Here is a 24,805-nt window from a genome sequence, read left to right on the forward strand (position 1 = left end):
ATGGGTTAAACGAGATTCGCCTGCTTTTATGAAAAATTCGGGTTAAAGAAGTCGAAGGATTCTGGGATAAACAGTTCGGCCGGACAGTGAAAGGTGAGGCTCTTTCGAGGTCGGGTATTGAGTTGCCAGGCAACGGCATCGAGTTCGGTCTGAGAGAATCCAGAGAGATCGGATCCCTTGGGAAAATACTGGCGAAGCAAGCCGTTGGTATTTTCGTTGATGCCGCGTTGCCAAGGGCTGTGCAGATCGGCGAAATAGACCGCGACGCCAGTGATTTCGGAAAGGCGCGCATGCTGCGCCATCTCGCGCCCTTGGTCGTAGGTCAGGGAAAGGCGTCGTTGCGCGTCAACCCGGTTGAGGACAGCGCCAAAGGCCGTGGCCGCGGTTTCGGCCGTGGCGTCCTCCATCTTGACCAAGGTGACAAAGAGCGTGGTCCGCTCGACCAGCGTGCCGATGGACGAGGCATTGCGTGCTCCCTTGATCAGATTGCCCTCCCAGTGGCCGGGAATGACACGCTCGCTGATCTCCGGTGGGCGCAGATGGATGCTGGTCATCTAAGGAATCTGGCCCCGGCAATCTTCGCCTCGGGCGCGCGGCCGACGACGCTTACGCGCTTGTCGCAGGCAGGCGATCTACTCACTGCGCAGCGTGCCGGTAACCGGCAACTACGCGGCGTCGAGCGCCCCTACTTCGGCAACGCGTACAAAGGCGAGCGCAGCGGGTTCTGAGCGAACAGTTCTTTCCAGACCCGTGGCGTGAGTTCATGGACGCGGTCGGCGGGGTGCTCGGCGACGCGCTGCAGGACATCGACGAGATAATCGTAGGGGTCGATCTGATGCAGCCGACAGGTAACGATCAGGCTCTGGATGATCCCGACCTGCCTGGCGCCGAACTCCGTCCAGCAGAACAGCCAGGAGCGGCGCCCCATGGGAATCACCCGCAGGGCGCGTTCGAGGTGATTGGTGTCGATCGGCACGTCCGGGTCGGCGAGGAAGACCTCCAGTCCCCATCGTCGATCGCGCGCGTAGGCCAGCACCCTGGTCAGCGGATTGCGCGGTAACAGCCCCTGCGCCGCGAAGCGTTCGCCAACCCAGGCGAAGAAACGCTCGACGATCGGTTTGGCATGCTCCAGACGATAGTCGCGCTTCCTTGCACCGGTGAGCTTTTGCTCGCGGATGCGCTCTTCGACCTGATACAGGTCCCCAATGAGCGCGAGTGCCTGCGCTGCCGCTTCTGGTTCCGCGTCTTGCGCGTCAAAGAACTTACGACGCGTGTGCGCCCAGCATTGGGCGTGCGTGATCCCGATCTGCGCCGCGTAATGACTGTAGGCCTGATAGCCGTCCGACAACAGCACCGCGCCTTCGGCGGCGGTCAGTCCGAGGGCCGCCTCGACGTGCTTGAACTCGCGACTGGCGAAGAAGGGGAAACAGATTTCGTCGCCTTCGCCATACACCGGCCAGAAGTACGCCGCTTTCAGCTTGCCGGGTGCGCCCTGTCCGGCCTTGATCGGCGTCTCGTCCATCGCCTTGACGCGCGAGCTGCGGATCGAGGCAAACTGCGCCTCGTAGATCGGTTCGAGCAGAGTGATGCCCTGTTGCCCGATCTGCGTCAGCCACGGCCGGCTGACGGTGATTCCCGCATCGGCCAGGCGTTGATGCTGGCGATACAGTGGCAGGTGGTAGGCAAATTTGTCAATCAGCAGTCCGGCGACGAAGCTGACGTCGGCCCGGCTGCCCTCAATGACACCGGCCGGCGCGTTGGCGCAGACCAGTGTCTGGTTACTCTTGAGCTTGATTACCGGCCGGCGATACTTGATCACCACGTAGCTACCCGGCCGTTGCGCCAGGCGATAGCTGTCCTTGTGGCTGATGACCTCGTAGTCCTCGGGAGAGAGGCCTTCGACTTCCGGCGCGGTGAGCTCGACGACTTCGACTGGGACGCGGTTCTCGTCGAAGAAGGGCACGCTTTCGTCACTGGGACGCTTGCTGGTCGGCTGACGGGTATGCGCGGCGACGGGGCGACCTGGTGACTCAGAACCTGGTGGGGGCGTCGGGAACTCGCCGAGACTCAGTTGGCCGCTCGGCGTGACGTCGATGCGTCGTTCGCTTTTCTGGCCGAAGATCTGGCGCTTGAACCAGTCGATTTGTTGCTTCAGTGCGGTGATTTCAGCAGACAGCGTCTGGCACAGATCCAGCACCTCTTGCGGGCACAATGCTGCGGCTTGTTCGAGGTTGTAAACCGTCTGGTAACGTGCTGAATCCATGCGTGTATTTTAACACAAGCCGCTGTTTTGAAGTGTTTTTATGGGCGCTCCAGAGGCGTGATAACGCTTCTTCCGGCGTCCCGGCTCGATCCCTTCGAGGAGCAGTTTCAGACCGGTCCAGTCGATTTCGCACGTGCGCACTTTATCCCAGTTGGCGACGAAACGGCCTTCTTCGAGACGCTTGGCCCACAGGCAGAAGCCGCTGCGATCCCAGTAGAGCACCTTCACCTGAGTGCCACGGCGATTGAAGAAGACGAAGAGCTGGCCGCTCAGCGGGTCCTGACCGAGGACATGACGGGTGATCGCGTACAGACCGTCGAAGGATTTGCGCAGGTCGACCGGCTGGCCATAGACTTGGACGCGGATTTGGCCTTCAGGGAAAAACATCAGCGGCGCTCCAGCTGCAGGATCAGGCCGCCGCCGAGGTCGAGGGTGAGGTGGAAACGAGCGGGCGTCGCCGTGGTTGTGCTCAGAGGGCCGACGTCGACGAAGGTGGCCGGCTGGCCGCTGGCCTTGTCCTGACTGTCGAGGGCGATGCCCAGACGTGTGCGCCAGCGATGGAAGCTGGTATCGCTGATCCCTTCGCGTTTGCAGAAGGTCGCAACGTTCAAACCGCTGCCCGGAAATCGCGACAGCAACGCCTCCCATTCGCTCGCGCTACGCCGCACCCGCGACCCTTCCCCTGCCTTGGCCATCCTGGCCTCCTCCGCGTTTCGTGATTCGAGGAGGACATTGTCGACAGCACGATCGGCGCTGGAAAGAACGCCGCAGAGTTACCGGTTACGCGTGCCGCGTGTTATCGCGTAAAGCGCGGTGTCCCCCAGGGGGACTTCCTTCGGGGCGTAGATGGTCTCGTGACTGACCTGAAGCTTGGGTTGATCCGGGTGCATTCGCTGCAGTATGCCCGCGATCTGTTCCGGAGAATGGCAGGCGCGCAGCAGGCGTTCGACATGTGTCCAGAGCGGACCGTCCTGGGCGAGTCGAGAAGGGTATTGTGCGGTCCTTGCCAACATACTGGCGCGCTGCTGCGTGAGTGGCGCCCGATAGCCGCCCGCGACCGGCGGACGCCCGCGTTTCTTGGGTGCTGTGGCGGGATTGCTCCAGCCGTTGCGGTTTAATTCACGACTGATCGAACTCGGCGCGCGCTGGACGCAGCGGGCAATTGCCCGCTGCGTCCAGCCCTGCTCAAGCCCCAACTGGATCATCGTGCGTTCTTCACAACTCAGGTGTTCGTATTTCGTTCCCATCGCAACACATTACCTCCCGGAAAGTGTTGCACTTCAGATTTGAGCGCGCCAGGGATTATTACTTTGCCAGTCACTGCATAATCGGTCATGGGGAAACTGTGGTCTGTGCCGAATGGCGCTAAGTTAAGGACGTATTGCGTCCATTTTTGCAGCGACAATGCTAGCGCTGGGCATGCTGGACAGCCTTAACTTAGAACACATCCGTAAATAATATTCACTTTCAGTTTGTTTTTTCTGAACGCCATGATCGATGCGACCAGGTGGTTGAGCGCCAAGAAACTGCGCTCAAGCTTCTCGTATCGCACCAACAACTTTCGGAAGCGGTTGAACCAGCTGTGGGCCACTTCGACGATCCAGCGCCGGGCTTTCTTCCTGGGGTCACGTTTGAGTTCGCCGGCCTCTTGCCCACGCCCTTTGACATGGGGGATGTAGCCGTGCTTCGTGATGATCGCCAATGCGGGCGCGCCGGTGTAGCCGGCGTCAGCGCAAAGGTGTTTGCTTCGCCGCTTGGGTGGCGACGCTCGCTTGACGACAATGGCCTCAAGCACAGCCGCCACCTGAGAGACGTCGTGCCGATGGGCGCTGGTCACGACGAGCGACAACGGGACGCCACGACCGTCCACCAGCAAATGACGCTTGCTCCCATTTTTTTCCCCGGTCCGTTGGATTGGGTCCAACGCTTGATTGCGCCATCGGGGCCTTCATCATCGCGCCGTCAAGGCTTTGCCAGCGCCAGGCGATACCTTCAAGGTCGTCGTATTCGGCAAGTCCGCGCTTCCATAGGGCTTCAAACACCCCGGCCTTCTCCCACGCCAGAAATCGCGCATGAATCGCACTGGAACTGCCAAAGCGCTCCGCCGGGAGCGCCTTCCACTGGCAACCTGTGCGCAGCCCATAAATAATCGCCTCGAAGACCAGCCTCGGTTCTTTGGGCTTGCGCCCCCCGCCAGCCTTACGGACGTAACTCCGATCCGCCAGTCGCTGGCGTATCGGAATCAGTGGCTCAACGCGCTTCCAGAATTCCTCGGTCACTTCCCATGACTTCACTTTTGCCATCATCTCCCCCAACGCAATTCTCGCGCATGGGCAGTGATTATCCACTATTTACGGACAAGTTCTTAGTGCCATTCTGGTCTGTCCCGAATGGCACTTACTTAAGCTTTTTTGGGTGCCCATGGCGCTGGATATCCTCCCGTGCCATAGGGCGTGGTCTCATCAATAATGGGTAGGCATTGCGGCGTCGCTTGAGGGCACGAGGCTCGATGCGGCCTGGGCGATTGCCGACGGTTTGCTGGGCAATGAGGGCGAAGAGTTGGCTGGGGTGTGCGATGCCACCATGATAGGCATGAGGCGCCCAGGCGAGCCAGACTTGCACGGCATGCTTGAAGCTCAACTGACGGGGCAAGAGGCCGCTTTGTAGCGCCGCTTGAGCCATCATCAAGCGGATCAAATTGTAGGCGAGCAGATAGACCCAGATTTCCTTCACGGCCATGGCTGGCGTTTGGCAGCCCAGTTGCTCCATGCCCAAGGTGGTCTTGATGTTGCGCAGATCAAGTTCAACATGCCAGCGATCCCGATACAGGCGTTTGATGGCCTCCTTGGATGTTTGCTTTGGACACAGAAAGGTCGTGACGAGTGTCTTGCCCCCCGCCCGAAGCTCGCGAACCGTGACACTGGCCGGTGCCTGCGCGTAATCCTCCTGAGACATCCAGTCTGGCTTGATGCCTGGTTTGGATAAAACCAGCAGGTGGTCACGCTCCCCCAGTCGCTGGCCGAGGCAATAATCGGTGGTGCGTTGGCGTGATCCGTGTTGTTCAAAGACGGCATCAACCCCTCGCTCGATCAGCGCGCAGAGCAGGAAGTAGGTGGCAAAGAACGCATCGCCCACCAGCACATCGCCGCGCACCAAGGTGTCGATCTGGCGGCGCAGCAAGGACTGCTCGTCGCTGCCTTTGCCGCGACAGGCGCTGATCGCGGCATTGAGCACAGCACCGCTGCCCAGGCAGATCAGGCCGACGATCCGGCATTGCGGGAATCCCAATCCAGCCTTCTGGCTACCGGGCTGCGGGAAGTCGGCCTGATTGGCGTCAGTATCGGGCATGATCACCGTGGCCCCATCCACCAATCGTACCGGACGCCCCCGCCAGTGCCATGCCGCCGGGGCATGGGCCGTTAGCCATTGCCCGGTCTGATGGGTCAAGGTACTGACCATCGACGTCGGCACGCGTTGGCGAGCCCGGCAGTAGGCGCCGGTATGGGAGCTGCAGGGCGTGAGTCCGGCGATCAGGCGCTTGATCGCCCCTTCATTGACGGCGCGTTGGCAGGAGCGGTCGGCGCTGAGGGCTTGCGCCAAAAACATCGATAGCGTTTCAGTGGGCGGAAACAGTCGCTCTCGGTGCGGCGGCAAGGCCAACTCCACGGCATCGAAGAGTTCCGGCCCAGTCAATAGATCGAAAAACGCGTGGGCATCTACGCTGTTGGCCTTCGCCGAAATCGCGTGACGTTGCCGGGTGATGGCTTTGTGAGTAGCATGCATTGGGGCTGATTCCTCGGGTGACAGTCGGGTGTTTGGCGACTCCAACTTATCACGCGTCGATTCAGCCTGCTTTATCAATTACATCAGTATGTTGGGGCTTAAGTAAGTGCCATTCTGGTCTGTCCCCTTTTTCCCTTCAATTTGTTGCTCTTCGGACTTGAACCGCCCTTCGCTTATCATTGGCGCCTTCAACTTGCGGAACCACATCCATGAAGCGCTGCGCCACACTGCTTGTCGCCGCCCTCGCCCTGCCGGCCAGCCTGCCTGTCGCGGCCGAGGAAATCGGCTGCTCAACCACCGCCTGGAAGTTGATCGGCGCCAACCACCGGGTGTGCATCTATGCCTATGATGACCCGAAGATTCCCGGCGTTACCTGCCACATCAGCCAGGCGCGAACGGGTGGCGTCAAGGGCAGTTTCGGGCTGGCCGAAGATCCGTCGCAGTTCTCGCTCGCCTGCCGCCAGGTCGGTCCGATCACCCTGCCGGCCAAACTCCCCGACGAAGATGTCGTCTTCAGCGAAAATACTTCGCTGCTCTTCAAGGAAACAAAGATCACTCGCTTCGTCGACCGCAAGCGCAATGTGCTGATCTATCTGGCGATCAGCCGCAAGATTATCGAGGGCGCGCCCGCCAATGCGATCTCGACGGTGCCGGTCCAGCCGTGGGGGAGCAAGTGAGCTGGCAGGACATCGTTGGGCGGCGTCGCGCCTCATGTCACCGGGAACGGCTCGAAAAGCCGCGAACTGCCGCAGCCGGGCGGGGCACCGGGTAGCACCACGCTGCCGCACATCGTGTGCTGCGCTGCTCCGGCACATGCGCACGACGACACGACCCGGGGCGCTTATTCAAATTAGCGTTCAAGATGATACTAATGCTAGAATATTCCTAAGTACAAGATACTTGGGAGGCATTGACATGGCCAGACCGCGGCGAGTAGATCCGGAATTGGTGACGCAGGCCCAAGCGGCCGTGAGAGACGCCGATAATGTTGAGGCCCTGCGCTGTGCGCAGGCGGTGCTGCTACCGGCGCTATTGGGAGCGACGCTGGAGCAGACCGCAGCGGTACTGGGCATAGGTCGAGCCACCGTGCCCAGGCTACAAGCGCGCCTGCGCCGGCTATTGGCCAAACCGGACGCAATCCAACCGAATTGGGGTGGTCGCCGGCGAGCTTCCAATCCTCTCAACTTAGCCCATAGTCATACGGCGGGTTTGTAAGCAAAGGACAGGTGAGGCTTTCGCTGGTTTGGCCGAGGTCGAGCACGATCAGGGATAAATTTCTGAAGGTTTTTGACGATTTCCGAGAAGATTTCCTTGGTAACTCGGGTGGTGATTTGCTGCACACCCGCCAAGACTCGGGGCAAGATACGACGTACGGTATTGAAGGCCATCGTCCGATTCACTCGCCATGGCGAATCGCTGGGCAGCCGCTCTTCCGCAGCCAGGTAGGTGGCCAGGGCATTGAGATTGTCACACACCATCTTGGCCCCAACATCCTGGCAGGCGGCCAGCCAAGTCAGGCCGGACGTGTGCTCCAGATTGAGCCGGTGTTTGATGCGCTTGAACGCCTCCTCGATACGCCAACGGCTGTGATAAAGGGCTGAGAAGCTTGTGGCCGGATACCGCGCGGTATCAAGCAAGGAGGTCATCAAGACCCGTACCTTGCCAGTCGGCGTCACCTGACGAATCAGGCGAACCATAGAAGGCAGACGCGGACACTCGTAATCAATGGCATCCTGACGATGCGGTGGCGGCAATGTCACCTGCGCCTCATCTTCTCCGGATCGCATGAACTGGGTGATGGCAGAAAAGGAAGCGGACGAATCACAGCGTATGCAAAAGGGGATACCTCGATGCAACAGCGCCGCGACCAACCAGGCACCCGGATACCCGCGATCAAGCACCAGCATGTCCTGAGCACCGAGTCGGTCAAGCCGCTCAAACAACATCTGACGTTCGCCGACCAGCGAACTGTGCAAAATCAGCGAGTCGAACAATTCGATCCCTGGCCGAAACAAACCGAAGATGGCCGCTTCTCGAATATGGCGGCGCCCTTCCAGGTCAAGCAAGGTCAGACGTACCTTCGATGCATCCGCCGCCAAGACCCGCAAGCCTTGCCAGTCCGGCTGCTGCGGAACGACCTCATCGACCAGGCGCAGCAATTCTGTATTGAGCGGCTCAAAGAGATTGGCGACCAGATGGCTGCGCGCCTTTGAGAAGGCACTGGCCGTGATCGCCCGACAAAGGCGGGTTCTTCCGGCAAGCAGGGCAAAGCAGGAATCAAGCTCCGCCTGAACTGCGCCGCGAATGCCGGTGAGCAGGAAAGCGATCAGATTCGTGAATGGCAATTCACGGTTTCGGGTGAAAAACCGAGGCTCGCGGCGGGCGGCGGCAAGGAAATTGGCGCCATGAATGTAGTCCGTTAGCCGTGAAACGATATTGGCATATTTAGGCCGTCATATAAAGCCTATTTATATCAATTGGTTACATGCTCGATTATATCTTGGCGCGGCCAGATGGCAAAGTTGCCAAAATTAGATGACAGACCGCTAAGTCAAGAGGATTGGGCGAGCTTCGCTGCCACTGGAAGAGGAGGACCGTTTCCTGGCCCCTTGGGTGCAGGCCTCCAATGAAGGGGGAATTCTGGTCGTTTCGCCACTGCGTGCCGCGTTAGCGCAAAAGCTGGGACGTCCTGTGGCCGCCTCTGTCGTGTATCGCCTGTTGGCGCGGCACGGCTGGCGCAAGGTCGCACCCGACACCCGGCATCCGGCATCCGGCATCCGAAGAGTGATCCGCCGATCCAGGAAGCGTGGAAAAAAACTTCCTGAAACACTGGCAGCCCTCTTGAAACAGGAAGAGGTTTGGGGTCGCCGGGTGCGCCTGATGTTTCAGGACGAAGCGCGCTTTGGGCGCATGGTGCGAATTCGTCGCTGCTGGGCACCCAACCCAGCACGGCCAATGGTCTGCAACGGCTACGAGCGGGAGTTCATCTACGTTTATGGCGCCGTCAGCCCCATCGAAGGCGAGTTGGATTGGATGACCTGTCGGCAGATGAACACCGAACAGATGACGGCGTTCCTGGCCCGAGTCAGTACCGCGCATGAAAAGGAGTTCATGCTGATGGTCGTCGACGGCGCCAGCTCACACGTATCGAAGGATCTGCAAGTGCCAGAGAACATTCGTCTGCTGCGCCTGCCACCTTACGCGCCCGAACTCAACCCGCAGGAGCACGTCTGGGATGAGGTGCGGGAGAAGGAGTTTCCCAATCGTGTGTTTGCCGACCTCGGTAGTGTCATCCGCCAGTTGGAAACAGGCCTTCCCCGTCTGGCAGCAAATACCTCAGGGCTGCGCAGCCTGACCGCATGGCCATGGATTGTTAGTCTCAACTTGAACGCTACTTAGAATTAGCCCTGGAGCAGCGCGGAGAGCACTGAAAACGGACGTAAACGGAAAACGCCGCATTAAGCGGCGTTTTGTAGCGGTGCCTTGTGCACCGGTTATCGGGTTTCCCCGTCTGGGTACTGCCTAGTCATCCTGAAGAAGTTGCATTCTCAATAATCGCTCTCCTTGTGGTCAGCAATACGAAACTGCACTTCCTTTGTACGCCTGATTCGCCCGAAGCGCAACATGCTTTTTTTGCATTCTTTTAAGTGGATTCCAGGAACCTTCGAAACCCGGCCCCAGGTTGCGTCGATAACGGAGACGAAAGCGGCAGCGGGTTGCGGATTCAGTTCAATTTATCGGGTCGACCGCAACATTGCTTGAACTTGCGGCCGCTGCCGCACGGACACGGGTCGTTGCGGCCCGATTTCGGCTCGTCGCGGCGCACGGCGCCACCCCGGCGTCGGTTGCGCCAGAAATTGTAGAGGGCCTGGACGATGACCGGCAGATTTTCCTGGATGTCGGCCACCAGGCGGGCTTCCTCGGCCGGCGGAAACCAGCGCTCGCCGCTTTCCTCGACATCTTCCTTGAGCATGCCGTTGAGCACGAACATCGGTTCGAGGAGTTCGGAAAGGTCGTCGGCGTGCTTGCCGGCCAGCTCAAACCAGTCACCACCAAGACCGGCGCCGAAGACGTAGGTGTCGGCCCAGGCCGCATAGTCGTATTCCTCGCCGCTCTCGTCGAGCGGATAGAGCACCGGCGCAATCGTCTCGTCGTTGAGCAAGGCGACGGCGAGGTCGTTGCTCAGGCGCATCAGCAACTCGACCGCTTCGAGCACTTGCTCATCTTCGGCGTCATCCAGCCCCTTGCCCAGCGCCTCGGGTAGCCAGACGGAGGGCAGAACCGGCGCCGGGCTACTGACGATGGCGCAGAGCATGGCCTGGATTTCGTCCAGGCGCATCGCGTCGCCCTGGAACAAGTCGGCTTCGAGGAGTTGTTCGAGGTGGTCGAGATCGCTGTCGCTGAGAGGGGCCGGGTTCATTTCGCTTTTTCCTGACTGCCTGAGTGAATCATGGTCAAGTATAGGTGTCTCAAATCGCATCGCCAACCCGGAGATTGATCCGCCATGCCGAAAATCGAAAAAACCGACGCCGAATGGCGCGCCCAGTTGAGCCCGGACGAATATCACGTCACCCGCGAGAAAGGCACCGAGCGCGCCTTCACTGGCCGCTACTGGGATTGCCATGACGATGGCACCTACCGCTGCGTGTGCTGTGGCGCGCCGCTGTTCCGCTCGCAAGCCAAATTCGATTCGGGTTGCGGCTGGCCGAGCTTCCATACGCCCAACGATGAAAAACTGGTCACCGAGCATGTCGACCGCGGCTTCGGCATGTCCCGCACCGAAGTCACCTGTATCGAATGCGGCGCCCACCTTGGCCACGTCTTTCCCGACGGCCCGGCGCCGAGCGGGCTGCGTTACTGCATCAACTCGGCATCGCTCAAGCTGGAAAAAGAGTAGCCACAAGGAATCACTACAGGCCGCGCGCCCAGGCCGGGCGCAGATGCGCCTTGTCAGGATTTTCGATGGCCTGCCGCACCTGCGCCAGGAGGCGCTCCTTGTCAGCACCCAGCGTGCCCCTGAGGACCAGCCAGTTCGAGGCATGATCGCTGCGGAAAACAGTGCGCTTCAGTTCCAGCGCGGACAAAAGCTGTTCGGTTTCGACAAACAGTTCGTGCTGGCTCAACGGCTCCCACTCGGGGAATCCGGCACGTAAACGCTGCTCGCCCATCGGAAAACTGACGACCAGCGTCGCCAGATATTCCGGCTGCGTGGCATTGGCGAGGCGCGCCGAGTTGGCCGCATGCTGCGTCGACCAGACCTTGCCACCGAGGCCGTTGAGGATCATCACCGAACGCGTGATTCCGGCTGCGCCGAGCTTGTCGAGCGCCTCGCGCGTCGTTTCGAAGGTTTCGCCCTTGTGGACCGCAGCCAAGACCTGATCGTCGCCCGATTCAGCGCCGACATAGACCATCGACAGCCCGGCGGCCGCCAGTTCGTTCACTTCCGCCTGCGATTTCTTGCGCAGGTTGCGCGGCAGGCAGTAGCTGGAGATGCGCCGCGCGGCAGGCAGGTACGCCTTGATCGCTTCAAGGATCGCCAGCAGGCGCCGGGTCGGCAGTACCGTGGCGTCGCCATCGGCGAGGAAGATGCGACGCACCTGATCGCCGTAATGTTCGCCGGTCAGGCGGATGCTGTCGAGCACCTCGGCCTCCTCACGCACCCGGAATTTTTTCTGTGGCGCGGTGTACATCTCGCAGAAGGTGCATTCGTTCCACGAACAACCATCGGTCACCGGCAGGATCAGCGATTCGGCCTCGCTCGGCGGACGGAAGACGGGTTCGACGTAGCGAATCGGGATCATGTCGGAAATTTCTCGCGGAAGGCAGTCGGCACCGATGCCGGCTTGCGTGCCGCGTAGTCGAAGAACATGATGCCCGTCTTGCCGCGCGCCACTTCGCGGTCGCTGCTCTGCTCGCTGACGCGATAGACCAGGTCGCAGCCGTACTTGTTGAAATCGTTCGCCGTCATCTCGAAGACCAGCACCTCGCCATGAAATGCCTCCGAGCGATACTGGATCGCCGCATCGGCAACGATGATGCCAAAGCCCTCAACATTCAGTTCCGTGTAGCCGAGCGCCTTGAAGAAGCGGACGCGCGCTTCCGAAACCAGCGCCAGCAAAGCCGAGTTGTCGAGGTGATTGCCGTAGTTGATGTGGTTGATGTAAATCGTGATCGGCGTCGAGAAGCTGAAGCGATCGGGAAGGTCAATATGGATTCTGGCCAAGGAAGTCACCGCGCGATCATTGGGTCGAAAGGCACTGCGGCAACAGCGTGGCGCTGCCCGCAATGAGCTGGAGGAAATTATAGTCCGCCGCGGCGCGACCTCGGCATCCGCCTGCTCTCCACCAATCCGGCCAAGGCCGGGAATTCGGGCATCCGCCGGCTGTGCGCCCTCCCATTGATCAATGGGCGTGTGGTAAATTCGGCACATTGAGGTACTCGGCTTGGGAAAAATCATGTCATTCATTCAAAACAAATGCGCGCGGCGGACGTGTAACTGGATGGTCGCAGCTTCGGCACTTGCCGTTCTCGGCGCCTGCCAGCCCGAAGAGAAGAAGGCCGCGCCGGAAATCCGTCCGGTGCGCGTGGTCACCGTCGAGTCGGTGAATAGTAGCGATTCGGTGATGCTCACCGGCAGGGTCCAGGCGGAAAGCGAAGTCAATCTGGCGTTTCGTATCGACGGGCGCATGATCAGCCGTGCAGTGAGTGTCGGCGATGCGGTCAGGGCCGGCCAGGAAATCGCGCGGCTCAATCCGGAAAACGAGGAAAACGGTCTGCGCGCGTCGGAAGCCGCCCTGCAGGGTGCCCGCGGGCAACTGATCGAGGCTCGCGCCAACGAGACGCGCAACCGTTCGCTGCTGGCACAGAACTTCATCTCCCAGGCGGCCTTCGATCGTATCGCGCAGGTTGCCAACAGCGCGCAGACGCAGGTCGACGCGGCGCAGGCGCAGGTAAGCATCACCCGCAACCGCCTCGGTTACACGCGACTGCTGGCCGATGCCGGCGGCGTGGTAATCGCGGTCGGCGCCGAACCCGGCGAAGTGGTCCAGGGCGGGCGCATGGTCGTTCAGATTGCGCGCAAGGATGGTCGCGATGCCGTTTTCGACGTGTCCGCACGGCTCAAGGACATCGCACCGGCCAATCCGGAAATCACCGTGACGCTGGCGAGCGATGCGACGGTGACGGCGAAGGGCCGGGTGCGCGAGGTTTCGCCGCGCGCCGACCCGGTGACCGGAACCTTCGCGGTTCGCGTCGGATTGATCGAGCCGCCGGTCGCTATGCGTCTGGGAGCCACCGTCACCGGTAGCATGCAGGTCGGCGCAGCGCAGGGAATCGGGATTCCCGCGTCGGCGCTGGTCCGTGCCGAAGACCGGTCGGCGGTATGGGTCGTCGACCCGCAGGCTTTGACGGTTTCCTTGCGCACGATCGAAGTGCGCGCCTCCGACCCGGCCAAGGTTCAGGTTGCGACGGGCCTGGATCCGGGCGAGATCGTGGTTACCGCGGGCGTGCAGGCGCTACGCCCGGGTCAGAAGGTCCGCTTGCTCGAGACGAAGCCGTGATCGGCCCGAACCTCTCGGAATGGGCGCTCGCCAAGCGCTCACTGATCGTCTTCCTGATGATCGTCGCGGTGGTCGCCGGGTCGATCTCCTTCATGCGCCTCGGACGCGGCGAGGATCCGGCCTTCACCTTCAGGACAATGGTGGTTGGCGCCTCCTGGCCTGGCGCGACGGTCGAGGAAACACTGAACCAAGTTACCGAACGCCTCGAGAGGACACTTCAGGAAACCGACCATCTCGACCGCGTGCGCAGCTACACCACGGCCGGCCAGACAACGATCTTCGTCGATCTAAAGCAGTCGACCCCGCCGAAACTGGTACCGGACATCTGGTACCAGGTGCGCAAGAACATCGGCGACATGCGCGGCACACTGCCGGCAGGCGTCATCGGACCGGGCTTCAACGACGACTTCGGCAGTACCTTCGGCATCATCTATGCCTTCACCGCCGACGGCTTCAGCTTCCGCGAGTTGCGCGATTATGTCGAAGCGGCGCGTTCGCGCCTGCTGCACGTCCCCGATGTCTCGAAAATCGAGGTGCTGGGCGCGCAGGAGGAGCAGATTTTCATCGAGTTCTCGACCGAACGCCTGGCCGGCCTGCGCCTGGACTACCCGACAATTCTGGCGACACTGCAAGCGCAGAACCTCGTGCGTCCGGCGGGCACCATCCAGACTGGACAGGAGCGCGTGTTCCTGCGCGTCAGCGGTTCCTTCGATTCGGAACAAGATATAGAATCGGTCAATATCGTCGCCGGCGACCGCATCTTCCGCCTCGGCGACATTGCCACGGTGCGGCGCGGCTTTTCCGATCCGCCGCAGCCGATGTTCCGCGTCAACGGCAAACCGGCGATCGGCATCGCCATCGCCATGCGTGACGCCGGCGACATCTTGGCGCTCGGCCGCAACATCCGCGGCGAAATGGCCGACATCAGCGCCAACCTGCCGCACGGTATCGAGCCGACGCTGGTCGCCGACCAGGCCGTCAGCGTCGACGTCGCGATCAACGACTTCATGACCTCGCTCTGGCAGGCGATTGTCATCATTCTCGTCTGCAGTTTCCTGAGCCTCGGCGGACGGCCCGGCGCGGTCGTAGCAATGGCGATCCCGCTGACGCTGGCGATCGTCTTCGCGGTGATGGACATCGCCAACATCGACCTGCATCGTATCTCGCTCGGCGCGCTGATCATTGCGCTGGGACTAATGGTCGACGATGCAATGACCACTGTCGATGCCATGATCCGCCGCCTCGGCGCGGGCGACAGCAAGGATGAGGCGGCGACCTTCGCCTACCGCACGCTGGCGGCACCGATGCTGGTCGGTGCGCTCGTAACGATCGCCAGCTTCGTGCCGATCGGCTTCGCGAAAAGCAACGCCGGCGAGTACACTTTCTCCATTTTTTCGGTGGTGTGCATTTCGCTCATCGTGTCGTGGCTGGTCGCCGTGGTCTTCGGGCCACTGCTCGGCAAGGCCATCCTGAAGGCGCCCAAGGCCGAAGCGGAGGCAAAGCCGAGCAAGATGCTGAGCGTCTATAGCGCCTTCCTGCAGGCGGCGATCCGCGCCAAATGGTTGACCATCGGCCTGACACTGGCGGCTTTCGCCGCTTCCGTCTTCCTGCTGCGCTACGTGCCGCAGCAGTTCTTTCCGGCCTCCGACCGCCCAGAGTTGACAGTGGACATGACGCTGCGGCAGAACGCCTCGATCTACGCCACCGAGGCGCAGGCCCTGCATCTCGAAGCGCTGTTGAAGGACGATCCCGACATCGACCACTACAGCACCTACGTCGGCCGCGGCGCGATCCGTTTCATCCTGACGCTTAACGTTCAACTGGCCAGCCCGTTCTTCGCCCAGTTCGTGATCGTTACGAAGGACATCGAGGCGCGCGAGCGGCTGCATAGTAAGCTCGAAAAGGTCCTCGCCGAGCAGTTTCCCGATGTCGTCGCGCGCGTCTCCCCGCTTGAACTGGGGCCGCCGGTCGGCTGGCCGCTGCAATACCGCGTGACCGGCCCGGACAAGGACGAGGTGCGCAGAATTTCGCTCGAGCTGGCACAGGTGCTGGGGTCCGACACCCGCACTCGGCATGTCAACTACGACTGGATGGAGCCGGCCCGGCAATTGCGCGTCCGCGTCAACCAGGATCAGGCGCGACAACTCGGCATCAGCTCCACGACCCTGGCCACCGTCCTCAACGCCAAGGTGACCGGCTCAACGGTGACGCAGGTACGCGACGATATCTACCTGGTGAATGTCGTGGCGCGCGCGGTCGACGAGGAGCGTGCCTCTTTTGGAACCCTGGCTTCGCTGCAGGTGCCGACGCCGAGCGGGCGCATGGTGCCCCTGAGCCAGTTTGCGACGGTGATCGAGGAGCAGGAATTCCCGCTCGTCTGGCGCCGCGACCGCCTGCCGACGCTCACCGTGCGCGCCGACGTAGTCCACGACGTCCAGCCCGATACAGTCGTCGGCGCGCTGGCGCCGAAAATCGCCGAGTTGGCCGGCAGACTGCCGACGCAGTACAAGATCGAAACCGGTGGCCTGTACGAGGAGAGCGCCATCTCGAGAGCTTCGGTGTTCGCGGTTGTGCCGCTGATGATCGTGCTGATGCTGACGATCATGATGGTGCTGCTGGTGAGCTTTCGCCGGCTGGCGATAGTGATCTGCGTGCTGCCGCTCGGGCTGATCGGCGTCGTCCTCTCACTGCTGCTGTTCAACCAGCCGCTGGGCTTCGTCGCCATCCTCGGCATCCTCGCCCTGATCGGGATGATTGCTAAGAACACGGTGATCCTGATCGTGCAGATCGAGACCGACCGCGCCGAAGGCAAAAGCGTCCTCGAGGCGGTCCTCGCCTCGGCAAGCTCGCGCCTGCGACCGATGGTCCTGACGGCAGTCTCGACCGTGCTGGGATTGTTGCCGATCGCGCCGACCGTATTCTGGGGCCCGATGGCCTTCGCCATCATGGGCGGGCTGCTGGTCGCCACGCTGCTGACGCTGGTTTTCCTGCCGGCACTTTACGTGACGGTCTTCGGTAGCGAGTCGCCGGTTCCGCCAGAAGCGAAGCAGGCAACGTGAGTCCCGGAAAGCGCACGGCTCTGGGTCGCGGAGCACTATTCCTGGTTTTATGGATCGCGCTCATCGGCGTCTCCATTTCAACCTTGGCAATCGGGGTAATTGCCACGGTCGGCGCGACCTGGGTAAGCCTGTATCTGCTGCCGCCGGCGCCGCAACGCGTGCGACTCGGGGCGCTCATTGCGTTACTGCCGCGCTTTCTTTGGCAGTCGCTGCTCGCCGGCTTGGACGTCGCGCGGCGCGCCTTGGCGCCGCGTTTGCACCTGAATCCGGGGTTCGTCTCCTATCCGTCCGGCTACGCTCCCGGACATTTACGCAACACCTTCGCCACCATCTCCAGCCTGTTGCCCGGTACGCTGCCCTGTGGCGAAACCGAGGGTGAGATCATTTTTCATTGCCTCGACGTCGGACAACCCATTCTGGAGCAACTCGCGGTGGAAGAGAAAGTACTGGCCCGCGCGCTCGAGGAGTCGCCCCGCAATGACTGAGTTCCTGGCTGGCGCTGCCGTTCTGGTGCTGTTGTCGACTGCCCTCGGTCTGCTCCGCCTTTTGCGCGGCCCCGGCGACTCCGAGCGCATGATGGCGGCGCAGTTGCTGGGCACCGGCGGTATCGCGGCACTGCTGCTGGGCTCGACGATCTCGGACCCGGCGATTGCCGATGCGGCGTTGACGCTGGCTCTGCTGGCAGCCTTTGCCTCGGTTGCTTTCGTCAAGTATGGCGGTGGTCTTGGCCGGCCACGCTCTTCGCGGCCGGGTGAAAGCGAATGAGCCTGCTGCTTGATCTGTGGACTATTGCTACCGTCTCGGCTGGAGTCTTTTTCTTTTTTGCCGGTACCGTTGGATTGCTGCGCTTCCCCGATACCCTGACCCGCTTGCACGCGCTGACCAAGGCCGACAATCTCGGTCTCGGCCTGGTCGTGCTCGGGCTGTTGCCCCGCGTCAGCAGCCCGCATGGCGCCCTCAAGCTGATCTGTGTCTGGTTGCTCGTGCTTTTGGCCGGGGCGACCGCGTCGCAACTGATCGCGCGCGTCGCGCGTCGTTCGGCGCCTCCGCCATGAGCATGGCGCTACTTCTTGACGGCAGTCTGTTTATCCTGGTTTTTGCCGTCGCCGTGTGGACGGTCGCGGTGCGCGATTCGTTCGCCGCGGTTATCGGTTATGCCATCTACGGGCTGTTGTTGGCGCTGGTCTGGGTGCGCCTGGCGGCCATCGATGCCGCTTTGACCGAAGCGGCCATCGGCGGCGGCCTGACCAGCGTATTATTGATTCGCGCCGCAGTGCGCCTGCGCCCGACCGAGCCCGCCGCCCGCGCCGAAATTCCCGGTCCGCTTCCGCGGATCGCGGCAGCCCTGCTCTCGGGGATCGTTGCGATTGCCCTGGCTGCGGTTGTGCTGACCCTGCCTGACCCGGCGCCAACCTTGGCGCCGCAGGTTGCCGAGCACATCGCCTCGACTGGCCTCGGCAACGCGGTCACCGCTGTGCTGCTTGCGTTTCGCGCCACCGACACCCTGCTGGAAGCGGTGGTACTGATATTCGCGCTGCTCGCGGTCTGGGCGCTGACCCCGGATGACCTCTGGGGTGGGCGCCCGGGGCCGCGCTACACCAGCGATCCGCATGGCCTGCTCGCCTATCTCGCGCGCCTGCTGCCACCGCTCGGGATCATTGTCGCCATCTATGTTTTCTGGATCGGGGCCGACCTCCCCGGGGGCAAGTTTCAAGCAGGGACACTACTGGCGGCGATGTGGCTGCTGGCGATCATGGCCGGGCTGGTCGATGCGCCACCGGTAAGCCGGCATTTGCTGCGCGTCGCGCTGGTGACCGGCACCGTGGTGTTTCTGGCGATCGGCTTTGCCGGCGTACCGTTGGCGGGTGCCTTTCTGTCCTACCCGGACGGCTACGCAAAGCCCTTGATCCTGATTATCGAAGCGGCATCGGTGCTATCCATCGCCGTCACCCTGGGACTGCTGGTACTGGGTCCGCCGGAACGGAGCGAGCGGCCATGAATGGCGTCACCCTGTTTGGTTTGTGCGGATCGGCGTTGATCGGGATCGGCCTTTACGGCCTGATCGTCAATCCGCAACCGCTGCGCAAGATACTCTCTTTCAACCTGATCGGCAGTGGCGTCTTCCTGCTATTCGGCGTGGTTGCACGGCGCGGGGCGGTGCTTGGCATGGGTGGCGATCCCGTGCCGCAGGCACTGGTCATTACCGGTATCGTCGTTGCCTTCTCGGCCACCGCAATGGCGGTCGCTCTGGTCATGCGCCTTTACGCCACAACCGGTGCCGCCACGCTGGCGGCTCCCGAATCCGGCAACCCGCCAGCATGAGCGCCCTGCCGGTAGCCATCGCGGAAGTGACCACGACAGGCGGTTTCCTGCTCGTCCTGGCGCTCGTCCTGCCGTTGCTTGGTGTTCTCGCTGCGCTGGTCCTTGGTGGGCGCAATGCTCGGCGCGTAGCGTTTCTGACAATTCCGCTCGGGCTGGTATTCGCCATGGCGATTATCGTCGAGCTGGTGCACTCCGGGCAGACGCAGGTCTATCTGCTGGGTGGCTGGGCGCCGCCGCTGGGCATCGCGCTGCGCGCCGATGGCCTGTCGGCGGTCATGCTGTTGACGACGACGGTCATTCTTCTGGCGGTCGCATTCTTCGCCCGTGCTGATTTCGCGACGCCGGCCGGCGTCTCCGAGGCGCGTGCCCCGTTCATGTTCTGGACACTGCTGCTGGCGGTCTGGGGGGCGCTCAACGCCGTGTTCCTTGCCGGCGACCTGTTCACACTGTACGTTGCGCTCGAACTCCTGACCTTTGCCGGCGTGCCCCTGGTTTGCCTCGACGGCCGCCCGGAAACCCTGCAGGCAGCGCTGCGCTACCTGCTTTTCGCGCTGCTCGGCTCGGTGCTCTACATGCTGGGCGCGGTACTGTTGTACGGCGCCTACGGCACCCTCGACATCACCTTGCTCGCCCAGCGCGTTCAGCCGGTGCCGGCGACTGTCGTCGCCGCCGCGTTGATGACGATCGGCCTGCTGGCAAAAACCGCGCTGTTTCCGCTGCATCTCTGGCTGCCGCCAGCGCATGCCGGCGCGCCCGCAGCGGCCAGCGCACTGCTCTCGGCACTGGTCGTCAAGGGCTCGTTTTTCCTGGTTATCCGCCTGTGGCTCGATGTCATGCCGGGCATCGTCACGCCGGCCGCCGGGCAACTGTTGGCGGCGCTCGGTGCCGCGGCGATCCTGTTTGGCAATGTGGTCGCCTTGCGCCAGAAGCGGCTCAAGCTGCTGATCGCCTATTCGACGGTCGCCCAGATCGGCTACCTGTTCCTGATGTTTCCGCTCGCCGCCGGGCTCGCGGCGCTGCAATTGCCAACTGCCACGGCTGTCACCGGCGGCATGCTGCAGGCGATTTCGCATGCGACGGCGAAGGCCGCAATGTTCATGGGGGCCGGGCTGATCTATGCGACCCTTGGCCATGATCGTATCGCCGACCTGCAGGGGATTGTGCGACAGTTGCCGATGACCATGCTCGCCTTCGCACTCGGCGGCGTCTCACTGGTCGGACTGCCGCCCTCGGGTGGTTTCCTCGCCAAATGGCTACTGCTGAGCGCAGCGCTGACGACCGGGCAGTGGTGGTGGGTCGTTGTGATGCTGCTTGGCGGGCTGCTGACCAGTTGTTATGTGTTTATCGTGCTGATGCGGGCAATGGTTGCGGTCGACGTGCCGTTAACCCCGAAAATGGCGGTACCGCGCTCCCGCGAAGCGGTGGTTCTGACGCTGGCCGCTGTTGCCTTCCTGCTTGGTCTCGCGGCGCTCCTGCCGGTCGACGTGGTGCAGATTGGTCGGCCGCAGCCTTTTGGCGGGGGTTTGCCATGAGCCTTACCGACCTCCTGCTCTGCGCTACCGTCGGTCTGCCGCTGGCCATGCTGCTGGCCTGCCTGTGGCGCGCCGTGCGCGAACGCCTGTTACCGTGGCTGGCCATCGCGGCGCTGCCGGGTCTGGTCACATCATGGTTCGCCAGCCGCGGCGAATTGCTGATGCTCGGCAACGAGCGCCTGCCGCTGGCGCTGGAGATCGACCGCGCCGGCGGTGTTCTGCTCGGTGTTGCTTCACTTCTGTGGATGGCGGGCGGCTGGTATGCCGCCACCTACCTGAGCGAGAAGCCTGGCCGCGGCAATTTCGTCGTCTGCTGGCTGATGACCCTGGCCGGCTGTCTCGGCGTCTTCGTGGCCGCCGACATGGTGGGTTTCTATGCGCTGCTGGCGCTGCTGAGCGTCGGCACTACCGGACTCGTGCTGTACGAGGGGACGCCGCGCGCGTACCGGGCCGGGGCGATCTACATCGGCATGGCGCTGCTCGCCGAGTCGCTGGTGCTGGTCGGCATGGTGCTGGTGGTAATCAGTGCGCCCGGCAACAGTCTTCTGATTGCAGCCGCGCCGGCAGCGATCGACGCGTCACCGTGGCGCGATGCGATCTTCGTGCTGCTGATTGCTGGCTTCGGCATCAAGGCCGGTCTCGTTCCGCTGCATTTCTGGATACCGCTGGCGCACGGGGCGGCGCCGGTGCCGGCCTCGGCGCTACTGAGCGGCGCCGTGGTCAAGGCCAGCGTGATCGGCCTGATCCGCTTCATGCCAATCGAAACGGCGCCCTGGGCGGTTGGCGCGATGGTGGCCATGATCGGCTTGCTGGGCGCGCTTTATGCAGTGCTGATCGGTATCACGCAGTCGCACCCGAAAACCGTGCTGGCCTATTCCAGCGTCAGCCAGATGGGGGTAATCATGGCGATCATCGGCATGGGCATGGCGGCCGGTGATGGTAGCGCGCGCATGATCGCCACCTTCTACGCCGCCAATCATGTGCTGGCGAAAGGTGCATTGTTCCTCGCCGTCGGCGTGATTGGCGCGACTGGCGCGCGCTATCTGCGGCCGATGCTGTTGCCCGCGGCCGTGATCGCGGTCGGCCTGGGCGGCTTGCCGCTGACCGGCGGCGCGCTCACCAAGGAGGTGGCCAAGAGTCTGATGGGCGACGGGCCGGCGGGCGTGTTGGCGACACTATCGGCGATCGGTACGACGGTGCTGATGTTGCATTTCGTCTTCTGTTTGCGGGCGACTGCCGCCAAGGAGGAGAATGCACAGGCGCCGAGCGGTCTGGTCGTACCGTGGCTGGCGATGGCTGCGGCGTCGATCGTCATTCCCTGGGCGCTCTATCTCACCGCCGGCGGCTATTCCCTGCCCGATGTCCTGGCGCCGTATGCCCTGTGGTCGGCGCTGTGGCCGATTGCCGCGGGTACGTTACTGGCGATCGGGCTCGCACGCTGGAAGCGCCAGTTGCCGCAAATTCCCGAAGGCGATGTCGTCGTTGCACTGATACCCGCCATGCGCGCTGCCACCACCGCCAGCGCAAGCCTCGGTCGCCTGGATGCGTCGTTGCGCCGGTGGCCGGTAGCCGCCATGTCGCTGCTGTTCCTTACGCTCCTCTTCGGTGCGGTGATCGTTGCCGGACCCTGACTTTGCGGTCGCCGATGCGGCGATCGATCCGCTCGTCTCACGCCGACGTCGTAATGACATAACAATTGCTTGTTGTTGACCGGATTCAAGGGGTCTGTTAACTTCGCGCGTTGTTCGTTCAGTCGGCATGGCTGTTATTGCCGGATCCACTTTCAAGAGGGTTTGTCATGAAAAGATTTCTCATCGGAGCACTCGTCGCTGGCAGTTTGTTCGCGAGCGGCGCCATCGCCGAAGCCGTACCCAACACGCTCGGCAAGATCAAGGCGGCGAAGGTCATCAATGTCGCGTTTGCCGGCAATGCGCTGCCGTTTTCATTTGTCGGCACCAACAACGAACCGGCCGGCTATTCGATCGACCTGTGCAAGCGTGTCATCGCCCGAATCGGGCAGGTAGTCGGGCAGCCCAACCTCAAGGTGAAATGGCTCGCTGGTTCAACCCCGGAGCGCCTGCGGATGGTCGCCACGGGCAAGGCCGACCTGGAGTGCGGGAACACATCCCAGACCCTCGCCCGTCTCGCCAGCGTCGATTTCTCCGGCCTTATCTTCATCGACGCCGGCGGCGTCATGATCCGGGCCGACTCGTCGTTCGATAGCATGGCTGATCTGGATGGCAAGAAGATCGCGGTATTGAAGGATACGACAACCGAGGCGCACCTCAATGCCATCGTCCAGAAGCACCTGGTAAATACCCGCGTCGTCAAGGTTGGCGACGCTAACGAAGCCCTGGCGATGCTTGAATCCGGCAGTGTCGATGCCTATGCCGGCGACAAGATCAAACTGGTAGGCTTGGCGGCGCAGGCCAAGGATCCCACCAAATTCGTGTTGTTGGCCGAGGAAATTTCGTTCGAGCCCTATGCGATGGCGTTGCCGCGCGGTGATGCCGCGTTGCGGCTGGAAGTCAATCGCGCCCTGACCGATGTTTACCTGAGCGACGATATCGAGACCATTTTCGCGCGCTGGCTGGGCGTGCTCGGGCGCCCGACCGGCCTGTTGTCCGCAATGTACTTGCTGTATTCGATTCCCGAATAATTGCGCACCATTATGTCGAATGAGGATCAAGGAATGAAACTAAATCACTTCGGGCGCGCCCTTGCGCTCTGTATCATTCTCGTCGTGCCGCTGATGTCGGGCTGTGAGACTCAGCAGGCTTTCCAGGTTTCGCAGCCGTCCGCCCGCGTTGGCACCGTCGAATCCATCCGCTCGCAGACGGTAGAGAATCCCAACACTGCCATCGGCACGATCGGCGGTGCGCTAGTCGGCGGCCTGCTCGGCAATCAGATCGGCGGCGGCAGAGGCCGGACCGCGGCGACCGTGGTCGGAGCCGCTGGTGGAGCCTACGCAGGGAACCGGATGACCAGCGGAAGTTCCCTGGTGTGGATCATCGGCGTCCGTTACGATGATGGCTCGCTGGCAACCGTCCAGCAATCGGCCTCTCCGGGGTTGCGCATTGGCGACCGCGTGCGGGTCACCAACAACGGAATCGAACTGCTGTCGCGCAGGTAGTCGATGAGCTTGCGCACCCCCAGGCGCGGGATATCGCCGAACAAGGAGCTAACGTGGATATGATCAAGACCTGCATCGCGGTGTTAGCACTCCTGGCATCTGCGTTACCCGCAAACGCCGAGGAGCCTCAACTGATATGTTTCGGCAACGAACCGTCATGGGGTCTCGAGTTCTCCGGACGAAGTTCCGCGCGGTTGCTGCTTCCCGATCGGCGGCCGGTGTATTTCCGGGGAAGCGAAACACGTCTCGACGCCCTGAAGGAACGGGCCTGGCGCGGGAAGGCCGCGGGGGGCAAGGGCGGCAACCTCGTGGCTTTCCTTCGCGAAGCGGTCTGCAGCGACGGCATGTCCGACCTCAGGCACCCGGTGACAGCGCGTGTTTCGCTACCTGACGGGCGCTTCCTCGCCGGGTGCTGCCGTACTCCGGCTGCACAAAATGCCGTGCCGGCCCCGGTGGCCACGATCGAGGGACCGACCTGGAATCTTGTCGGCCTGCCGGGGCATGATTCGAGCGCGCTCGGCGCCTCGAAGCGCCCCGTGACAGCGCGCTTCGAGGCGGGGCGCATCAGTGGTTTCTCCGGTTGCAACCGATTTATGGGTGGTTACACGGTTGACCGCGACAAGCTGGTTATCGGGATGCTGGCCGGCACGATGATGGCCTGTCCGGAGCCTGAAATGGCACTTGAGCGCGCTGTTCACGGCGCCTTGACCGGCACCCTCCGCTACGCGATCAGCGTCGACCGCCTGACCTTGACCCCGGTGTCCGGCGCGCCGCTGGTTTTCCAGATGGCGCCGGCGCCCAGACTCGAGGGCATCACGTGGGAAGTCACTGGCTTCAACAATGGCCGACAGGCGGTGGTGAGCGCATTGTCCGGCACCAGGCTGACTCTTTCGTTCCAGGACGGCGCGGTGCAGGGCCACAGCGGGTGCAACACATTCCGCGGCACATTCAAGCGCGATGAGAATCGTCTGGTCATCGGGCCGCTGGCCGCGACACGCATGGCATGTGCCGGCGAGAGTGTCATGCAGCAGGAGCGCGAATTCCTGGTGGCGCTCGAAACAGCAATATTGTGGAACATTCAGGATGGCATGCTGGACATGCACCGCGCGGATGGCGAGCGGGTGCTGACAGCGAACCCAGTCGCCAGATGACCA

25 protein-coding genes and 1 pseudogene are annotated in these 24,805 nt (G+C 62.4%); 15 read left to right on the forward strand and 11 right to left on the reverse strand.

Annotation, left to right across the window (positions count from 1 at the left end):
• Positions 1-26: 26 nt before the first annotated feature.
• The 7 genes and pseudogenes from IPP03_03720 to IPP03_03750 form a co-directional block, all read right to left on the reverse strand.
• A pseudogene (locus IPP03_03720) lies at positions 27-683 on the reverse strand (IS30 family transposase).
• A gap of 2 nt (positions 684-685) precedes the next feature.
• On the reverse strand, positions 686-2,263 hold the full coding sequence (locus IPP03_03725) for an IS66 family transposase (GenBank protein ID MBL0351810.1): 1,578 nt from the start codon (positions 2,261-2,263) through the stop codon (positions 686-688).
• Positions 2,264-2,272: 9 nt separating this feature from the next.
• A complete protein-coding gene (gene tnpB / locus IPP03_03730) occupies positions 2,273-2,650 on the reverse strand; it encodes an IS66 family insertion sequence element accessory protein TnpB (protein ID MBL0351811.1) in 378 nt (125 codons plus the stop codon).
• Complete coding sequence (locus IPP03_03735; GenBank protein ID MBL0351812.1) at positions 2,650-2,958, reverse strand: IS66 family insertion sequence element accessory protein TnpB; 309 nt, start codon at positions 2,956-2,958, stop codon at positions 2,650-2,652. The genes tnpB and IPP03_03735 overlap by 1 nt, the downstream gene beginning before the upstream one ends.
• Positions 2,959-3,036: 78 nt before the next feature.
• The gene (locus tag IPP03_03740; GenBank protein MBL0351813.1) at positions 3,037-3,510 is read right to left on the reverse strand and encodes an IS30 family transposase; all 474 of its coding nucleotides are present in this window, start codon (positions 3,508-3,510) and stop codon (positions 3,037-3,039) included.
• Positions 3,511-3,695: 185 nt separating this feature from the next.
• Positions 3,696-4,569 (reverse strand): IS5 family transposase gene (locus tag IPP03_03745; GenBank protein MBL0351814.1). Its coding sequence is split into 2 segments (ribosomal slippage): positions 3,696-4,161 and positions 4,160-4,569, totalling 876 coding nucleotides; the frame shifts between segments, so codons are not numbered across the junction.
• A gap of 91 nt (positions 4,570-4,660) precedes the next feature.
• Complete coding sequence (locus IPP03_03750) at positions 4,661-6,046, reverse strand: IS4 family transposase (GenBank protein MBL0351815.1); 1,386 nt, start codon at positions 6,044-6,046, stop codon at positions 4,661-4,663.
• A 209-nt stretch (positions 6,047-6,255) separates the two neighbouring features.
• On the opposite strand from IPP03_03750, the gene IPP03_03755 reads away from it, so the two are divergent.
• Complete coding sequence (locus tag IPP03_03755) at positions 6,256-6,723, forward strand: CreA family protein (GenBank protein MBL0351816.1); 468 nt, start codon at positions 6,256-6,258, stop codon at positions 6,721-6,723.
• Positions 6,724-7,242: 519 nt separating this feature from the next.
• Here the strand turns inward: IPP03_03755 and IPP03_03760 are convergent.
• On the reverse strand, positions 7,243-8,457 hold the full coding sequence (locus tag IPP03_03760; protein MBL0351817.1) for an IS4 family transposase: 1,215 nt from the start codon (positions 8,455-8,457) through the stop codon (positions 7,243-7,245).
• A gap of 163 nt (positions 8,458-8,620) precedes the next feature.
• Here IPP03_03760 and IPP03_03765 point away from each other — a divergent pair, with 163 nt between their 5' ends.
• Positions 8,621-9,445, forward strand: coding sequence for an IS630 family transposase (locus IPP03_03765; protein MBL0351818.1), 825 nt, complete (start codon positions 8,621-8,623; stop codon positions 9,443-9,445).
• A 325-nt stretch (positions 9,446-9,770) separates the two neighbouring features.
• Here the strand turns inward: IPP03_03765 and IPP03_03770 are convergent, their stop codons facing one another.
• Positions 9,771-10,466 carry a UPF0149 family protein gene (locus tag IPP03_03770; GenBank protein ID MBL0351819.1) on the reverse strand — a complete coding sequence of 232 codons (696 nt, stop codon included), beginning with the start codon at positions 10,464-10,466 and terminating at the stop codon, positions 9,771-9,773.
• 84 nt (positions 10,467-10,550) lie between these two features.
• On the opposite strand from IPP03_03770, the gene msrB reads away from it, so the two are divergent.
• Positions 10,551-10,943: a peptide-methionine (R)-S-oxide reductase MsrB gene (gene msrB, locus IPP03_03775; protein MBL0351820.1), complete on the forward strand. Its 393-nt coding sequence runs from the start codon at positions 10,551-10,553 to the stop codon at positions 10,941-10,943.
• Between the two features lie 13 nt (positions 10,944-10,956).
• Here msrB and IPP03_03780 read toward each other — a convergent pair whose 3' ends face one another.
• The gene (locus IPP03_03780) at positions 10,957-11,847 is read right to left on the reverse strand and encodes a radical SAM protein (GenBank protein ID MBL0351821.1); all 891 of its coding nucleotides are present in this window, start codon (positions 11,845-11,847) and stop codon (positions 10,957-10,959) included.
• Positions 11,844-12,269, reverse strand: coding sequence for a thioesterase family protein (locus IPP03_03785; protein MBL0351822.1), 426 nt, complete (start codon positions 12,267-12,269; stop codon positions 11,844-11,846). Before IPP03_03785 ends, IPP03_03780 begins: the two co-directional genes overlap by 4 nt.
• Positions 12,270-12,501: 232 nt before the next feature.
• Here IPP03_03785 and IPP03_03790 point away from each other — a divergent pair, with 232 nt between their 5' ends.
• The 12 genes from IPP03_03790 to IPP03_03845 all read left to right on the forward strand — a co-directional run bounded on the left by IPP03_03790 (position 12,502) and on the right by IPP03_03845 (position 24,802).
• Entirely contained in the window at positions 12,502-13,605 is a 1,104-nt protein-coding gene (locus IPP03_03790; protein ID MBL0351823.1) for an efflux RND transporter periplasmic adaptor subunit, read from the forward strand.
• Positions 13,602-16,664, forward strand: a complete 3,063-nt coding sequence (locus tag IPP03_03795; protein ID MBL0351824.1) for an efflux RND transporter permease subunit — start codon at positions 13,602-13,604, stop codon at positions 16,662-16,664. Before IPP03_03790 ends, IPP03_03795 begins: the two co-directional genes overlap by 4 nt.
• Positions 16,661-17,149: a Na+/H+ antiporter subunit E gene (locus IPP03_03800; GenBank protein ID MBL0351825.1), complete on the forward strand. Its 489-nt coding sequence runs from the start codon at positions 16,661-16,663 to the stop codon at positions 17,147-17,149. Before IPP03_03795 ends, IPP03_03800 begins: the two co-directional genes overlap by 4 nt.
• A complete protein-coding gene (locus tag IPP03_03805) occupies positions 17,142-17,429 on the forward strand; it encodes a multiple resistance and pH regulation protein F (GenBank protein ID MBL0351826.1) in 288 nt (95 codons plus the stop codon). Before IPP03_03800 ends, IPP03_03805 begins: the two co-directional genes overlap by 8 nt.
• Entirely contained in the window at positions 17,426-17,719 is a 294-nt protein-coding gene (locus tag IPP03_03810) for a monovalent cation/H(+) antiporter subunit G (protein MBL0351827.1), read from the forward strand. The genes IPP03_03805 and IPP03_03810 overlap by 4 nt, the downstream gene beginning before the upstream one ends.
• Entirely contained in the window at positions 17,716-18,663 is a 948-nt protein-coding gene (locus IPP03_03815; GenBank protein MBL0351828.1) for a DUF4040 domain-containing protein, read from the forward strand. Before IPP03_03810 ends, IPP03_03815 begins: the two co-directional genes overlap by 4 nt.
• Positions 18,660-18,986 carry a cation:proton antiporter subunit C gene (locus IPP03_03820; protein MBL0351829.1) on the forward strand — a complete coding sequence of 109 codons (327 nt, stop codon included), beginning with the start codon at positions 18,660-18,662 and terminating at the stop codon, positions 18,984-18,986. The genes IPP03_03815 and IPP03_03820 overlap by 4 nt, the downstream gene beginning before the upstream one ends.
• Positions 18,983-20,518: an NADH-quinone oxidoreductase subunit J gene (locus IPP03_03825; GenBank protein MBL0351830.1), complete on the forward strand. Its 1,536-nt coding sequence runs from the start codon at positions 18,983-18,985 to the stop codon at positions 20,516-20,518. Before IPP03_03820 ends, IPP03_03825 begins: the two co-directional genes overlap by 4 nt.
• A complete protein-coding gene (locus tag IPP03_03830) occupies positions 20,515-22,149 on the forward strand; it encodes an NADH/ubiquinone/plastoquinone (complex I) (GenBank protein ID MBL0351831.1) in 1,635 nt (544 codons plus the stop codon). The genes IPP03_03825 and IPP03_03830 overlap by 4 nt, the downstream gene beginning before the upstream one ends.
• A gap of 167 nt (positions 22,150-22,316) precedes the next feature.
• Positions 22,317-23,177: an amino acid ABC transporter substrate-binding protein gene (locus IPP03_03835; protein ID MBL0351832.1), complete on the forward strand. Its 861-nt coding sequence runs from the start codon at positions 22,317-22,319 to the stop codon at positions 23,175-23,177.
• Between the two features lie 33 nt (positions 23,178-23,210).
• Entirely contained in the window at positions 23,211-23,651 is a 441-nt protein-coding gene (locus IPP03_03840; GenBank protein ID MBL0351833.1) for a glycine zipper 2TM domain-containing protein, read from the forward strand.
• Between the two features lie 53 nt (positions 23,652-23,704).
• Positions 23,705-24,802 carry an META domain-containing protein gene (locus IPP03_03845; protein MBL0351834.1) on the forward strand — a complete coding sequence of 366 codons (1,098 nt, stop codon included), beginning with the start codon at positions 23,705-23,707 and terminating at the stop codon, positions 24,800-24,802.
• The last annotated feature ends 3 nt before the right edge of the window (positions 24,803-24,805 follow it).

The organism is Candidatus Dechloromonas phosphoritropha, from assembly GCA_016722705.1.
Classification (GTDB): Bacteria; Pseudomonadota; Gammaproteobacteria; order Burkholderiales; family Rhodocyclaceae; genus Azonexus; species Azonexus phosphoritrophus.

Excerpts from the sequence above, each read along its gene's own strand:
- IPP03_03725 (MBL0351810.1), bottom strand. The coding sequence starts at position 2,263 with ATGGATTCAGCACGTTACCAGACGGTTTACAACCTCGAACAAGCCGCA.
- tnpB (MBL0351811.1), bottom strand. The coding sequence starts at position 2,650 with ATGTTTTTCCCTGAAGGCCAAATCCGCGTCCAAGTCTATGGCCAGCCG.
- IPP03_03735 (MBL0351812.1), bottom strand. The coding sequence starts at position 2,958 with ATGGCCAAGGCAGGGGAAGGGTCGCGGGTGCGGCGTAGCGCGAGCGAA.
- IPP03_03740 (MBL0351813.1), bottom strand. The coding sequence starts at position 3,510 with ATGGGAACGAAATACGAACACCTGAGTTGTGAAGAACGCACGATGATC.
- IPP03_03750 (MBL0351815.1), bottom strand. The coding sequence starts at position 6,046 with ATGCATGCTACTCACAAAGCCATCACCCGGCAACGTCACGCGATTTCG.
- IPP03_03755 (MBL0351816.1), top strand. The coding sequence starts at position 6,256 with ATGAAGCGCTGCGCCACACTGCTTGTCGCCGCCCTCGCCCTGCCGGCC.
- IPP03_03770 (MBL0351819.1), bottom strand. The coding sequence starts at position 10,466 with ATGAACCCGGCCCCTCTCAGCGACAGCGATCTCGACCACCTCGAACAA.
- msrB (MBL0351820.1), top strand. The coding sequence starts at position 10,551 with ATGCCGAAAATCGAAAAAACCGACGCCGAATGGCGCGCCCAGTTGAGC.
- IPP03_03780 (MBL0351821.1), bottom strand. The coding sequence starts at position 11,847 with ATGATCCCGATTCGCTACGTCGAACCCGTCTTCCGTCCGCCGAGCGAG.
- IPP03_03790 (MBL0351823.1), top strand. The coding sequence starts at position 12,502 with ATGTCATTCATTCAAAACAAATGCGCGCGGCGGACGTGTAACTGGATG.
- IPP03_03805 (MBL0351826.1), top strand. The coding sequence starts at position 17,142 with ATGACTGAGTTCCTGGCTGGCGCTGCCGTTCTGGTGCTGTTGTCGACT.
- IPP03_03810 (MBL0351827.1), top strand. The coding sequence starts at position 17,426 with ATGAGCCTGCTGCTTGATCTGTGGACTATTGCTACCGTCTCGGCTGGA.
- IPP03_03815 (MBL0351828.1), top strand. The coding sequence starts at position 17,716 with ATGAGCATGGCGCTACTTCTTGACGGCAGTCTGTTTATCCTGGTTTTT.
- IPP03_03820 (MBL0351829.1), top strand. The coding sequence starts at position 18,660 with ATGAATGGCGTCACCCTGTTTGGTTTGTGCGGATCGGCGTTGATCGGG.
- IPP03_03825 (MBL0351830.1), top strand. The coding sequence starts at position 18,983 with ATGAGCGCCCTGCCGGTAGCCATCGCGGAAGTGACCACGACAGGCGGT.
- IPP03_03830 (MBL0351831.1), top strand. The coding sequence starts at position 20,515 with ATGAGCCTTACCGACCTCCTGCTCTGCGCTACCGTCGGTCTGCCGCTG.
- IPP03_03835 (MBL0351832.1), top strand. The coding sequence starts at position 22,317 with ATGAAAAGATTTCTCATCGGAGCACTCGTCGCTGGCAGTTTGTTCGCG.
- IPP03_03840 (MBL0351833.1), top strand. The coding sequence starts at position 23,211 with ATGAAACTAAATCACTTCGGGCGCGCCCTTGCGCTCTGTATCATTCTC.